Annotated in this window: 11 protein-coding genes; 8 read left to right on the top strand and 3 right to left on the bottom strand. The window is 63.2% G+C overall.

Features of this window, described 5'->3' with window-relative positions:
* Window positions 1–145: 145 nt before the first annotated feature.
* The 3 genes from CP49_RS37030 to CP49_RS37020 form a co-directional block, all read right to left on the bottom strand.
* Entirely contained in the window at window positions 146–937 is a 792-nt protein-coding gene (locus CP49_RS37030) for a Bax inhibitor-1/YccA family protein (protein WP_057855047.1), read from the bottom strand.
* A 242-nt stretch (window positions 938–1,179) separates the two neighbouring features.
* Complete coding sequence (locus CP49_RS37025) at window positions 1,180–3,750, bottom strand: ABC transporter permease (RefSeq protein ID WP_057855046.1); 2,571 nt, start codon at window positions 3,748–3,750, stop codon at window positions 1,180–1,182.
* Entirely contained in the window at window positions 3,747–4,460 is a 714-nt protein-coding gene (locus tag CP49_RS37020) for an ABC transporter ATP-binding protein (protein ID WP_057855045.1), read from the bottom strand. The genes CP49_RS37025 and CP49_RS37020 overlap by 4 nt, the downstream gene beginning before the upstream one ends.
* Here CP49_RS37020 and CP49_RS37015 point away from each other — a divergent pair.
* From CP49_RS37015 to CP49_RS36980, 8 genes are all read left to right on the top strand, one after another.
* Window positions 4,459–5,181, top strand: coding sequence for an arylesterase (locus CP49_RS37015; RefSeq protein WP_197423346.1), 723 nt, complete (start codon window positions 4,459–4,461; stop codon window positions 5,179–5,181). The two genes, CP49_RS37020 and CP49_RS37015, sit on opposite strands and share 2 nt — an antisense overlap.
* A 179-nt stretch (window positions 5,182–5,360) precedes the next feature.
* Complete coding sequence (thpR, locus tag CP49_RS37010; protein ID WP_057855043.1) at window positions 5,361–5,897, top strand: RNA 2',3'-cyclic phosphodiesterase; 537 nt, start codon at window positions 5,361–5,363, stop codon at window positions 5,895–5,897.
* A gap of 199 nt (window positions 5,898–6,096) precedes the next feature.
* On the top strand, window positions 6,097–7,281 hold the full coding sequence (gene zapE / locus CP49_RS37005) for a cell division protein ZapE (protein WP_057855042.1): 1,185 nt from the start codon (window positions 6,097–6,099) through the stop codon (window positions 7,279–7,281).
* Window positions 7,282–7,512: 231 nt separating this feature from the next.
* A complete protein-coding gene (gene mdh, locus CP49_RS37000; protein WP_057855041.1) occupies window positions 7,513–8,481 on the top strand; it encodes a malate dehydrogenase in 969 nt (322 codons plus the stop codon).
* Window positions 8,482–8,614: 133 nt separating this feature from the next.
* Window positions 8,615–9,811: an ADP-forming succinate--CoA ligase subunit beta gene (sucC, locus tag CP49_RS36995; protein ID WP_057855040.1), complete on the top strand. Its 1,197-nt coding sequence runs from the start codon at window positions 8,615–8,617 to the stop codon at window positions 9,809–9,811.
* A gap of 2 nt (window positions 9,812–9,813) precedes the next feature.
* Window positions 9,814–10,290 carry a DUF1579 family protein gene (locus tag CP49_RS36990; protein ID WP_057855039.1) on the top strand — a complete coding sequence of 159 codons (477 nt, stop codon included), beginning with the start codon at window positions 9,814–9,816 and terminating at the stop codon, window positions 10,288–10,290.
* A gap of 39 nt (window positions 10,291–10,329) precedes the next feature.
* Window positions 10,330–11,214: a succinate--CoA ligase subunit alpha gene (gene sucD / locus CP49_RS36985; RefSeq protein ID WP_057855038.1), complete on the top strand. Its 885-nt coding sequence runs from the start codon at window positions 10,330–10,332 to the stop codon at window positions 11,212–11,214.
* A gap of 135 nt (window positions 11,215–11,349) precedes the next feature.
* The gene (locus CP49_RS36980; RefSeq protein WP_057855037.1) at window positions 11,350–14,307 is read left to right on the top strand and encodes a 2-oxoglutarate dehydrogenase E1 component; all 2,958 of its coding nucleotides are present in this window, start codon (window positions 11,350–11,352) and stop codon (window positions 14,305–14,307) included.
* Window positions 14,308–14,516: the final 209 nt, after the last annotated feature.

Here is a 14,516-nt window from a genome sequence, read left to right as displayed (position 1 = left end):
TCCCCCCCCCCATCCACGTCTTTGTTGCTGCGGTACTGCTAAGACGTGGATGCCCGGGACAAGCCCGGGCATGACGAGCCACCTGAGCAAAAGAAAAGCCCCGGCCGCGAGGCCGGGGCTTCAACTCGTACCTGGTCGGTAGCGCCTAGTCGCGCTGGCCGAGTAGCTGCAACAGCAGCGTGAACAGGTTGATGAAGTTCAGGTAGAGCGACAATGCACCGGTAATCGCCGCTTTCTCCGCAATCTCGCCGCCCTCAGAGGCGTAACCGTAGATGTAGTCGTTCTTCAGCCGCTGGGTGTCCCAGGCGGTGAGGCCCGCGAACACCAGCACGCCGACCACCGAGACGATGAACTGCAGCATCGAGCTTGCCAGGAACAGATTGACCAGGCTCGCGATGATGACACCGATCAGGCCCATGAACAGGAACGACCCCATGCCGCTCATGTCACGCTTGGTGGTGTAGCCGTAGAGGCTCAGTGCGCCGAAGGTGGCTGCGGTGATGAAGAACACCCGCACGATCGAGGTGTGCGTATACACCAGGAAGATCGACGATAGCGAAATGCCCATCAGCGCCGAGAACACCCAGAACAGCATCTGGGCGGTCGCAGGCCGCAGCCGGTTGATGCCGGCCGAAATGGCAAACACCATGGCCAGCGGCGCGAGGATGAACAGCCACTTCAGGGGGCTGACATACATCGCGTAGCCGAACTGCGTCAGGTAGGCGTTGCCGAACTTGGCGGCGGCACCGGCCTGATCAGGGGTCACCGCAGCCATGTAGACGCCGAGCGCGGCAAGGCCGGTGATCGCCAGGCCGATGCTCATGTAGTTGTAGATGCGCAGCATGTAGGCGCGCAGACCGGCATCGACGGCCGCAGCGTCAACGCGTCCGGCGGCCCGGCCGAAAGGAGATACGTAGTTGCGGTCTAGGTCCGACATGGTCGAATTCCCGTTGGTTGCCCGGCGGAGCGCAAGGGGTTTGCGGCGCCGGTTAGATTTCTCTCTCAGATGTCCCGATCTGCCGACGTTAGTTTTACGTCATGAACCCGGTCACTGAACTTGGCTGGTATGTGGGAAACTAACACATTCGACGCAAGCTTCCACGCGCGGCTGAATGTCGCTTCTCGCAGAGATTTCCGCGTAAATGCAGCGTTAACCCCGTCTTCCGCCGCTACAAATTGTCACAAATTCCGTAACACGCTGGCCGGCTTCTGGTTCAGGGCCAACAACGTTCCCGCGAGTCCCAGCCCCACCGTGACGATCAGGGCGGCGGCGACCACGCCGGCGGCACTGCCGGCCTGCCAGATGAAACTGAGCGTCATCAGCCGGGTCACGATCAGCCAGGCTGCGATCGAGCCCGCGATCACGCCGAACACCGCCGTGGCGAGGCCGATCATCAGATATTCCAGGGCGTAGGCGCCGAGCAGGCGCGCCCGGGTCGCGCCCAGCGTTTTCAGGATGACCGCGTCATAGACCCGGTGGCGATGGCCGGCGGCCAGCGCGCCGCCCAGCACCAGGATCGCCGAGATCAGCGTCACCGCGCTGGCGCCGCGGATGGCAAGCACCAGGTTGGTGACGACGGTGCCGACGGTTTCCAGCGCCTCACGGACCCGAACGCTGGTGACCATCGGGAAGGCGTCCGCTACCTGCTTGATGATTCGGGCGTCGCCGGCCGGATCCGGATGGACCTCGGACAGGGTCGCGACGTGGCTGTGCGGGGCGCCCTTGAACGCGTTCGGCGAGAACACCAGCACGAAATTGATGCCGAGCCCCTGCCAGTCGACGTTGCGCAGGTTGCTGATCCGGGCCGGAATATCGCGGCCGAGCACGTTGACGACGATTTCATCGCCGATTTTGAGCTTCAATCCGTCGGCGATCTTCTTCTCCAGCGAGACCAGCGGCGGGCCCTTATAGTCCGCGCTCCACCACTCGCCCTCGATCACCTTGGAGCCCTTGGGAACTTCGTTGGTATAGGTCAGGCCGCGGTCGCTCTGCAGCACCCATTCGGAATCCTGCGACGGCTTGAGTTCGTCGGCCTTGACGCCGCGGGCGCCTACGATGCGTCCGCGCAGCATCGGCACATCGTCCACCGTCGATTGCGGCGCCACTTTCTTCAGGAAGTCGCCGAAGCGGTCGGCATCGGCGGTCGGAATGTCGATGAAGTAGAACGAGGGCGCTTTCTCCGGCAACGCCGCCAGGAATTGCCGGCGCAGATTGCCGTCGATCTGGGTGATGGTGACGAGTACTGCGAGCCCAAGTCCGAGCGACATCACGACCGAGGGCGTCAGCGCGCCGGGCCGGTAGATATTGGCGATCGCCAGCCGCAGCATGGTAATGCGGCTGCGTGGCAGCCGGCGCGCCAGCGCCATCAGCCCGGCGGCGACGCCGCGGAGCAGCGCGAACACCGCGACCGAAGACGCGACGAACACGGCCGCGACCCGCTTGTCATAGGCAAGCCCGATGGCGACTGCGACCAGGAGCGCAATCACTACAGCCATCAGCGCGAGGTAACTCCAGCGTGGACGGTGCCATTCGCGGGCCACCTCCTCGCGAAACAGCGCCGCGACCGGTACGTCATGCACCCGGCCGAGCGGCCATAATCCAAACGCGAGCGCGGTGAGCAGGCCGTACACGAAGGACAGCGCAAGTTCGTCCGCGTGCAGGGCAGGGATCACAGGCAGCGGCAGCAGCTTGCCGAACACGCCGACGATAATGAATGGCAATGCCGCGCCGGCCGCCAGCCCGATGATCGAACCGACCGCAGCGAGCAGGATCACCTGCGTCAGATAGATCGTGAAGACATCGCGGCCGGTGGCGCCAAGCGCCTTGAACGAGGCGATGACGTCGCGGCGGCGATCGATATGGCTCTTGACGGCGTTGGCGACGCCGACGCCGCCGACCAGAAGGGCAGCGAGGCCGACCAGCGTCAGGAACTGGGTGAAACGGTTGATGGTGCGCTCGAGTTGCGGAGAGGCATTGCTGCTGCTGCGAATCCACCAGCCGGCCTCCGGCAGGGCGCTCCGGGCGTTGTCGATCAATTGGGTGGCGGCGCGGTCGTCGGCCGCATTGGCCGGCAACTTCACGCGGTAGATCCATCGCACCAGGCTGCCCGGCTGCAGCAATCCGGTCGTGCGCAGGCTCGCTTCGCTGACCAGAACGCGCGGGCCCAGCCCGACATTGCCGGCGAGCTTGTCCGGCTCGGCGCCGACGACGCTGCGGATCTGGAACGCGGCATTGCCGATGCTGATGCGGTCGCCGAGCTTTAGATCGAGCCGCGCCAGCAGCGTGGAATCGACCGCCGCACCGAACGCGCCGTCGCGTTCGGCCAGCAAATCGGCCATCGGCATCTTGGGATCGAGCGTCAGCTCCCCGAGCATCGGGTAGTGGCCGTCCACCGCCTTGAGTTCGACCAGCGCCAGCTTGCCGTCATTGCTGCGGGCCATCACGCGCAACGCCGCTGCGACCGAAACCTGGCCGCGCGCCCGCAGGAAGGCGATTTCCTCCGGCTTGGCCTCGCGCTGGATCAGCGAAAACGCCACGTCGCCGCCGAGCAGCGTGCGGCCCTCGCGCGTCAAACCTTCGCTGAGGCTTGCGGCGACCGAGCCGACGCCGGCAATCGCCATCACGCCGAGCGCGATACAGGCGATGAAGACGTAAAAGCCGCGCAGGCCGCTACGCAGTTCGCGCAGTGCATAGCGCAGGGCCAGCGATGACGCTCTGCTGCCGTAGGCGGGTTCGGAAACGGTGGTCATGAATGTCCGTCGATCCGGCCCGAGCGCAGGCGCACCACGCGATCGCAGCGCTGCGCGAGCGAACTGTCGTGCGTCACCAGCACCAGCGTCATGCCACGCTCGGAATGCTTGGTGAACAGGAGATCGACGATCTGCTTGCCGGTGGTTTCGTCGAGATTGCCGGTCGGCTCGTCCGCGACCAGGATGGCGGGATCGGGCGCGAGCGCCCGGGCCAGCGCCACGCGTTGCTGTTCGCCGCCCGACAATTGCGTCGGATAATGGTGCAGGCGATCCCCGAGTCCGACCGATTTCAATTCCTGCGCCGCGCGCTCCGCCGCGTCGGGATTGCCGGCGAGTTCCAGCGGCACCGCAACGTTTTCCAGCGCCGTCATGGTCGGGATCAGATGAAACGACTGGAACACGATACCGACCTGGCGGCCGCGGAAGCGCGCCAGCGCATCCTCGTCGAGGGCATTGAACGGCGTGCCGCCCACCACCACCTCTCCGCTGTCAGGACGCTCCAGCCCCGCCATCACCATCAGCAAGGTCGATTTGCCCGAGCCTGACGGCCCGATCAGGCCGATCGCCTCGCCCGATGCCACACGAAGGCTGATATCTTTCAGGATATGAACGCGGGCGGCGCCGGTGCCGAGCGAGAGGTTGATGTTGGAAATGGAAATGGTGTCCGGCCCGAGGCCGGTCAGTGAAGAGGGTTCGATGAGACTGTCCATGGCTCGGTCATATGGCACTTCCGCTACCCGGGTCGAGGGCTTGAAACGGATGTTTGCGCACATACGCGTGTTGATTGTGGCTTTGATGACGGCCGGGCCGGCCCAAGCTCAGGCCCAAGATCAGGCCCAAGTCCCGGCCACCGCGCCCGCCAAACCGGTCAAGATGGTCGTGCTTGGCGATTCCTTGAGCGCCGGCCTTGGTCTTTCGGCACCGGCGGCGTTCCCGGCCCGCCTGCAAAAAGCATTAAGCGACAAGGGGATAAAGGTCGACATGATCAATGCCGGGGTGTCCGGCGATACCACGTCCGGCGGCCGCGACCGGCTCGATTGGTCGATCCCCGAGGGAACCGAGGCAGTGATTCTCGAGCTCGGCGCCAACGACGCGCTTCGCGGGATCGACCCCGCCGTCACCCGCGCTGCATTGACCGAAATCCTGACGCGGCTCAAGGCGCGAAAGATTGCCGTTCTGCTGTGCGGCATGCTCGCCCCACCCAATTACGGCAGCGAATACGCCGCCCGCTTCAACGCGATCTATCCGGAGCTTTCCAAATCCTTCGGCGTCCCGCTCTACCCGTTCTTTCTGGAAGGCGTCGCGGCAGACGCCAAGCTCAACCAGCCTGACGGAATCCACCCGACGCCCGAGGGCGTCGATGTCATCGTGAAGAATATTCTGCCTATGGTGGAGGCATTTCTCGGCACGATCTCTGGGCAACGGAGTTGAAAAAGTGGCGGCGGATAAGGTTACCCGGCGTTTTCCCCGAAGGTTTCCAATCCGTAGACGCCCCGTGCTTCGCAGAGTCACATAAGTCGGATAAAAATAACTATCGGTGATTCGTCACCGGGCGCTGTTACAGGACATGGTCATTTTCAAGGTCATGCCCAAGCATCGGGAGTCATGCGATGCCACGTTTGTTTGCTGGACTGGAAATTCCGGCCGAGATCGGCCAGAGCCTTTCCAATTTGCGAGGCGGCCTTCCTGGCGCACGCTGGATCGATCCCGAAAATTATCACGTCACCCTGCGCTTCATCGGCGATATCGACGGCATGTCGGCGAATGAAATCGCCTCGATGCTGTTTCGGATCAACCGCAAGCCGTTCGAAGTCAAGGTGCAGGGGCTGCAAAGCTTTGGCGGCAAGAAACCTCGCGCGGTGGTCGCGTCCGTCGAGCCGAGCCGGCCGCTGATCGAACTGCAGGCCGAACTCGAACGGCTGATGCAGCGGCTCGGGCTCGATCCGGAGGGGCGAAAATTCATCCCCCATGTGACGCTGGCGCGGCTGCACGACGCTTCCAGCCAGGATGTTGCTGATTACCTCTCGGTACGCGGCTACTTCCCGAGCCGGACGTTCATGGCTTCACGCTTCGTGCTGTTCTCCTCGCGCGCTTCCACCGGCGGCGGGCCGTATGTGGTCGAGGATTCCTACGCGCTGAGTGCGTGAGGCTTGGTGCGCGTCGCGTCCACCGCTGTCATCATCCGCGAAAGCGGATGATCCAGTATACCAGAGACTTCTGCGATCGAACCGAGGAGCCGCAGCGTACTGGATACCCGCTTTCGCGGGTATGACAGGCTGCACTTGCATACCCCCAACACCAATTCACGGCTTGCAATTTCTCTTCGCTTGAGGCCGAAAGGGGGCCATGCTGTCGACCGACCCCACCTCGTTCCGCGCGCAGTACCAAGCGCTGGTTTCCTCTGGCGCGATCGAGGCCGATCCCGCGCAGGCCGACGCCGCCGAGGCGTTCTCAGCGCTCGAAGAGCGGCTGTCGAGCTACAAGCCGGTGCGCAAGCTGAGTCTGCTTGGACGGCTGTTCGGCGACAAGAGTGAGCCGCCACCGCGCGGGCTTTATGTTCACGGCGAGGTCGGCCGCGGCAAGACCATGTTGATGGATCTTTTCTTTCAGCAGAGCCCGGTCCAGCTCAAACGCCGCGCCCATTTCCACGAATTCATGGCCGAGGCGCATGAGAAGATCTACGCCTATCGCCAGAACATCGCGCGTGGTGAAATTGCAGACGGCGACGTGATCGAGCTGACAGCCAACGCGATCTTCGACGAGGCCTGGCTACTGTGCTTTGACGAATTCCACGTCACCGACATTGCTGACGCAATGATCCTCGGGCGGCTGTTCTCCAAACTGTTCGAACTCGGCACCGTGGTTGTAGCGACCTCGAACGTTGCCCCCGAAGACCTCTACAAGGGGGGCCTCAACCGCGCGCTGTTCCTGCCCTTCATCACGCAGATCGCAGATCACATGGACGTGCTGCGGCTCGATGCGCGCACGGATTTCCGTCTGGAAAAGCTCGCCGGCGTGAAGATGTGGCTGGTGCCGCCGGATGATGAAGCCGGCGCCGCGCTCGACCGCGCCTGGCGCAAGATGACCGGCAATGCGCCGTGCAAGCCGCGCGACATCACGATCAAGGGCCGCATTCTGCACGTGCCCTGCTCGGCGCACGGCGTCGCGCGATTTGGTTTTTCAGACATCTGCGAGAAGCCGCTGGCCGCGTCGGATTACCTGCGCCTGGCGCATGATTATCACACGATCCTGATCGACCGCATTCCGGTCATGGACTACGCCGAGCGCAACGCCGCCAAGCGTTTCATCTCGCTGATCGATACGCTTTACGACAACGCCGTGAAGCTGATGGCCTCGGCCGAGGCCGATCCGGTGTCGTTGTATCTGGCGACCGATGGCGTTGAGGCCAACGAGTTCAAGCGGACGGCGTCGCGGCTGATCGAAATGAGTTCGGAATCCTATCTGGCGCTGCCGCACGGGCGGAAAGATTCTGCGGCGAGCGGGTCGAGTACGGGGCTGGTGGAGACGTAGCGGTTGCTGTCATTCCGGGGCGCGCGACAGCGCGAACCCGGAATCTCGAGATTCCGGGTTCGATGCTGCGCATCGCCCCGGAATGACAGTGGCCGTTGGCATACCTGACCGAAATCGAGGCTGGGCCTTAGAATTGGGCATGCCCCGGCTTGAACCGCTCATTCGAAAGGGATAACCACCCATCCGGCTGACTATCCACCCTCATCTTCGTCTCAGAAGGACAAATTTCCCATGGCGCGCGACAAGATTGCTTTGATTGGCTCCGGTCAGATCGGCGGAACGCTGGCTCACCTCATCGGCCTGAAGGAGCTCGGCGACGTCGTGATGTTCGACATCGCAGAGGGCGTGCCGCAGGGCAAGGCGCTCGACATCGCGCAGTCTTCCCCGGTCGACGGTTTCGACGCCAATCTCACCGGCGCCAATTCCTATGAGGCGCTCGATGGCGCCAAGGTCTGCATCGTCACCGCCGGCGTGCCGCGCAAGCCCGGCATGAGCCGCGACGACCTCCTCAGCATCAACCTCAAGGTCATGGAACAGGTCGGCGCCGGCATCAAGAAGTACGCCCCCGACGCGTTCGTCATCTGCATCACCAACCCGCTCGATGCGATGGTGTGGGCGCTGCAGAAGGCTTCCGGCATGCCGCACAAGAAGGTGGTCGGCATGGCCGGCGTGCTCGATTCCGCGCGCTTCCGCTACTTCCTGGCCGACGAATTCAACGTCTCGGTCGAAGACGTCACCGCCTTCGTGCTCGGCGGCCACGGCGACACCATGGTGCCGCTGACGCGCTATTCCACCGTCGCCGGCATTCCGCTGCCCGACCTCGTCAAGATGGGCTGGACCTCGCAGACCCGCATCGACGAAATCGTCGACCGCACCCGCAACGGCGGCGCCGAGATCGTCAACCTGTTGAAGACCGGTTCAGCGTTCTACGCGCCCGCCGCTTCCGCGGTGGCGATGGCGGAGAGCTACCTGAGGGACAAGAAGCGCGTGCTGCCCTGCGCCGCCTATCTCAACGGCGAATACAGCGTGAAGGACATGTATGTCGGCGTGCCCGTCGTCATCGGCTCGAGGGGCGTCGAGCGTATCGTCGAGATCGAGCTGGCCGGCAAGGACCGCGAAGCCTTCGACAAGTCGGTTGGAGCCGTTCAGGGCCTGGTCGATGCATGCAAGAAGATCGCGCCCGACCTGCTCGGCCGTTGATTTTGTTTGGCTTTCGCCCCTTCGCCGGGGCGAAAGTGTTTTCAGGGTTGCAGTTCTATTGGTATATGGTATGCCAACTACCAATGCCGGTGAGCTGTAGAATTCGCCGCTAAGGGTTTTGGGGAGCGTCCAGATGAATATCCATGAATACCAGGCCAAGGCTTTGCTGCATGAATTCGGCGTGCCGATTTCGCGCGGCGTGCCTGTCTTGAAGGCCTCGGATTCTGAGGCTGCGGCCAAGCAGCTTCCCGGCCCGATCTGGGTGGTGAAGAGCCAGATCCACGCCGGCGGCCGCGGCAAGGGCAAGTTCAAGGAAGCTACCGCCGGCGACAAGGGCGGCGTCCGCATCGCCAAGTCGGTCGGTGAGGTCAACGAATTCGCCAAGCAGATGCTGGGCGCAACGCTGGTCACGATCCAGACCGGCGCGCACGGCAAGCAGGTCAACCGCCTCTACATCGAGGAAGGCTCCGATATCGACAAGGAGTTCTATCTCTCGATCCTGGTCGATCGCGAAACCTCAAAAGTGGCCTTCGTGGTCTCGACCGAAGGCGGCGTCAACATCGAGGAAGTCGCGCACAACAATCCCGAGAAGATCGTCACTTTCTCGGTCGATCCGGCGACCGGCATCATGGGCCACCACGGCCGCACGGTGGCGAAGGCGCTCAATCTTTCCGGCGATCTCGCCAAGCAGGCCGAGAAGCTGGTGGTGCAGCTCTACAACGCCTTCACCGCCAAGGACATGGCGATGCTGGAAATCAACCCGCTCGTTGTCACCAAGCAGGGCCAGCTCCGCGTGCTCGACGCCAAAGTGTCGTTCGACGACAACGCCATGTTCCGCCATCCCGAAGTCGCAGCATTGCGCGACGAGACCGAGGAAGACGCCAAGGAAATCGAGGCGTCGAAATACGATCTCAATTACGTGGCGCTCGACGGCACCATCGGCTGCATGGTCAACGGCGCCGGCCTTGCCATGGCGACCATGGACATCATCAAGCTCTACGGCATGGAGCCGGCGAACTTCCTCGACGTCGGCGGTGGCGCCAGCAAGGAAAAGGTCGCGGCCGCCTTCAAGATCATCACCGCCGATCCCAACGTGAAGGGCATCCTGGTCAACATCTTTGGCGGCATCATGAAATGCGATATCATCGCCGAAGGCGTGGTCGCGGCCGTCAAGGAAGTCGGCCTCAAGGTGCCGCTGGTCGTTCGGCTCGAAGGCACCAATGTTGACGCCGGCAAGAAGATCATCCGCGAAAGCGGCCTCAACGTGGTGCCGGCCGACAATCTCGATGACGCCGCACAGAAAATCGTGAAAGCCGTCAAGGGAGGCTAGCGATGGTTGACCATCTCGCCGCACCGACACCGCTGGAAGAACACCGCAGGCTCGCGGTTTTTGCGGGCGAGTGGACCGGCGAGGAAATGGTTTATCCGTCGCGCTGGACCGCCGGGGGACCTGCGACCTCGCATGTGGTCGCGCGCATGGATCTCAATGGTTTCTATCTGATCCAGGACACCCGCCAGACGCGCGACGGCAAGGAAGCCTTCGCGACGCATGGCGTGTTCACCTACGACCGCGACGACCGGACCTACAAATTGTTCTGGCACGATTCGCTCGGCTACTATTCGCCGGCGCCGGCCTCCGGCGGCTGGGCCGGCAAGTCGCTGGTGCTGGTGCGCGGCTCGCTGCGCGGCAATGCACGCCATGTCTATGAGGTCGTCGACAACGACAACTACACCATGAAAATCCAGTTCTCGCCTGATGCCGAAGGATGGGCCGACGTGCTCACCGGCGTCTACCGGCGGATTCATTAAACCCATCGTTCCCGGTCACCTACGAAAGCGTCACCAATCATGTCCGTTCTGATCGACAAAAACACCAAAGTCATCTGCCAGGGCTTTACCGGCAAGAACGGCACGTTCCATTCGGAAGCCGCGATCGCTTACGGCACCCAGATGGTCGGCGGCACCTCGCCGGGTAAGGGCGGCTCCAAGCATCTGAACCTGCCTGTGTTCGACACCGTCGCCGAAGCGCGTGAGAAGACCGGCGCCGACGCTAGCGTGATTTATGTCCCGCCGCCGGGCGCGGCGGATGCGATCTGCGAGGCGATCGATGCGGAGGTCCCGCTGATCGTCTGCATCACCGAGGGCATTCCGGTGCTCGACATGGTGCGCGTGAAGCGTTCGCTTTCGGGCTCGAAATCGCGCCTGATCGGGCCGAACTGCCCGGGCGTCATGACCGCGGGCGAGTGCAAGATCGGCATCATGCCGGCCAACATCTTCAAGCCCGGCAGCGTCGGGATCGTTTCGCGCTCGGGCACGTTGACTTATGAAGCCGTGTTCCAAACCACCCAGGAGGGCCTCGGCCAAACCACCGCGGTCGGCATCGGCGGCGACCCGGTCAAGGGCACCGAATTCATCGACGTGCTGGAGATGTTCCTGGCCGATCCCAAGACCACCTCGATCATCATGATCGGTGAAATCGGCGGTTCCGCCGAGGAAGACGCCGCCCAGTTCATCAAGGACGAAGCCAAGCGCGGCCGGAAAAAGCCGATGGTCGGCTTCATCGCCGGCGTCACCGCCCCTCCCGGCCGCCGCATGGGCCATGCCGGCGCGATCATCTCCGGCGGCAAGGGCGACGCCGGATCCAAGACGGCGGCGATGGAAGCCGCCGGGATCACGGTCTCTCCGTCGCCGGCACGGCTCGGACATACCCTTGCCGAAAAGTTGAAATCTTAATTCAGTTCTTGGTTCTTTTCGGGGCGAAAGTTCGCGGCGAATGGGGTAAAGGGTTCTTTATCCCGCTGATCCGGTTTCCGGATCGGTCGATGCGCCGTTTACTATGCGCAAACTGAAAATCACCAGGACGCTACCATGTCTCGCCAGGACGCAAACGCAGCATTTGCCCTTTCTTCCTTTTTGCAGGGCACCAATGCTGCCTATATCGACGATCTTTATGCCCGCTATGAACAGGACCCTCGCTCGGTCGACACCGACTGGCAGGAATTCTTCAAAAGTCTGAAAGACACCCCCGCGGATGTCCAGAAGAACGCCGAGGGCGCTTCGTGGGGCCGCGACAACTGGCCGCTCACGCCGCGTGACGAGCTGACCTCGGCGCTGGATGGCAACTGGCTCACCGTCGAGAAGGCCGTCGGCGCCAAGCTGGCCGCCAAGGTGCAGGCCAAAGGCGCGGAGCTGTCGCCCGCCGACATCAACCAGGCCACCCGCGATTCGGTCCGCGCTCTGATGCTGATCCGCGCCTATCGTATCCGCGGTCATTTCTACGCCAAGCTCGATCCGCTCGGCATCGAGGCGCCGCGCGATCGCGAAGAGCTCGATCCGCGCACCTACGGCTTCTCCGAGGCCGATTTCGACCGCAAGATCTTCCTCGACCACGTGCTCGGCCTCGAATACGGCACGCTGCGCGAGATCGTCGCGATCTGCGAGCGCACCTACTGCCAGACGCTCGGCGTCGAGTTCATGCACATCACCAATGCCGCGCAGAAGGCCTGGATCCAGGAGCGCATCGAGGGGCCGGACAAGGAGATCAGTTTTACGCGGGAGGGACGCCGCGCGATCCTCAACAAGCTGGTCGAAGCCGAGGGCTTTGAGAAGTTCTGCGATCTCAAGTTCACCGGCACCAAGCGCTTCGGCCTCGACGGCGCTGAATCGCTGATCCCGGCGCTCGAGCAGATCATCAAGCGCGGCGGCAATCTCGGTGTGAAGGAGATCGTGCTCGGGATGCCGCATCGCGGCCGGCTCAACGTGCTGACCCAGGTGATGGGCAAGCCGCACCGCGCGCTGTTTCATGAATTCAAGGGCGGTTCCGCCAACCCGGACGCGGTCGAAGGCTCCGGAGACGTCAAATACCATCTCGGCGCGTCGTCGGACCGTGAGTTCGACGGCAACAAGATCCATCTGTCGCTGACGGCGAATCCGTCGCATCTCGAAATCGTCGATCCCGTCGTGCTCGGCAAGGTCCGCGCCAAGCAGGACCAGCATGGCGATCCGCCGGACATGCGCATTTCCGTGCTGCCGATGCTGATGCATGGCGATGCGGCGTTCGCCGGCCAGGGCGTCGTGGCGGAGTGTTTCAGCCTGTCCGACCTGAAGGGCTACCGCACCGGCGGCTCGCTGCATTTCATCGTCAACAACCAGATCGGCTTCACCACCTATCCGCGCTACTCGCGCTCCTCGCCCTATCCGTCCGATGTGGCGAAGATGATCGACGCGCCGATCTTCCATGTGAACGGCGACGATCCGGAAGCCGTGGTGTTCGCGGCCAAGGTCGCGATCGAATTCCGGCAGAAGTTCCACAAGCCAGTCGTCATCGACATGTTCTGCTATCGCCGCCATGGCCACAACGAAGGCGACGAGCCGGCGTTCACCCAGCCGGTGATGTACAAGCGCATCGGCTCGCATCCGTCGACGCTGGAGATCTACGCCAGGCGGCTGATCGCCGACGGCGTGATGACCGAGGGCGAGGTCGACAAGGCCAAGGCCGACTGGCGCGCGCGGCTCGATGCCGAGCTCGAGGCGGGCTCGGGCTACAAGCCGAACAAGGCCGACTGGCTCGACGGCAAATGGGCCGGCTTCAAGTCCGCCGACCAGGAAGAGGACGCCCGCCGCGGCGTCACCGGCGTCGACGTCAGCATCCTCAAGGATATCGGGCGCAAGATCACCAAGGTGCCGGACGGCTTCCGGGTTCACCGCACCATCCAGCGCTTCCTGGAAAACCGTGCCAAAGCGATCGACAACGGCGTCGGCATCGACTGGGCGACCGGCGAGGCGCTGGCGTTCTGCACGCTTATGCAGGAAGGCCATCACGTCCGGCTGTCGGGACAGGACTCCGAGCGCGGCACCTTCTCGCAGCGCCATTCGGTGCTGATCGACCAGGAAGACGAGAGCCGCTACACGCCGTTCAACCATCTCGGCCACGACCAGGGCCATTACGAGGTCATCAACTCGCTATTGTCCGAAGAGGCGGTGCTGGGCTTCGAGTACGGCTATTCGCTGGCGGAGCCCAAGGCGCTGGCGATGTGGGAAGCCCAGTTCGGCGACTTCGCCAACGGCGCCCAGGTGCTGTTCGACCAGTTCATTTCTTCGGGCGAGCGCAAGTGGCTGCGCATGTCCGGCCTCGTCTGTTTGTTGCCGCATGGCTATGAAGGGCAGGGGCCGGAGCACTCGTCGGCGCGGCTCGAACGTTTTCTGCAGATGTGCGCCGAAGACAACATGCAGGTGGTCTATCCGACCACGCCTGCGAATTACTTCCACGTGCTGCGGCGTCAGCTCCATCGCGAGATCCGCAAGCCGCTGATTGTGATGACGCCGAAGTCGCTGTTGCGGCACAAGCGTGCGGTCTCGCGGCTCGACGAGTTGGGCCACGATACGACCTTCCACCGCATCCTCTACGATGACGCGCAGATGCTGTCCGACGAGAAGATCAAGCTGGTGCCGGACGACAAGATCCGCCGCGTCGTGCTGTGCTCGGGCAAGGTCTATTACGATCTCTACGAGGAACGCGAGAAGCGCGGCATCGACGACATCTACCTCCTGCGCGTCGAGCAGCTTTATCCGGTGCCGCTGAAGGCACTGGTGCACGAACTCGCACGCTTCAAGAGTGCGGAAATCGTCTGGTGCCAGGAAGAGCCGCGCAACATGGGGGCGTGGCACTTCATCGAGCCCTATCTCGAGTGGGTGCTGAACCAGATCCACGCGCCGAACAGGCGTCCGCGTTACGCCGGCCGCGCGGCGGCGGCCGCAACCGCCACCGGTTTGATGTCGAAGCATCTGGCGCAGCTCAAGGCGATGCTGGATGAGGCGCTGAACTAGCAATCCGTCATGCCCCGCGAAGGCGGGGCATCCAGTACCCGGCGCCGTTAGAATTCGATCATGACCGTCCCGGCGTACTGGATCGCCCGCCTTCGCGGGCGATGACCATTTTGGAATTGATGACGCCCAAGGTTACTGAGGAAACTATACCATGACTGAAATTCGTGTTCCGACGCTCGGCGAATCCGTGACCGAAGCCACCATCGGCC

The organism is Bradyrhizobium valentinum (genome assembly GCF_001440405.1).
GTDB lineage: Bacteria > Pseudomonadota > Alphaproteobacteria > Rhizobiales > Xanthobacteraceae > Bradyrhizobium > Bradyrhizobium valentinum.
The sequence above is the reverse complement of the archived record's forward strand: the minus strand, read 5'-3'. Positions and strand labels throughout refer to the sequence as shown.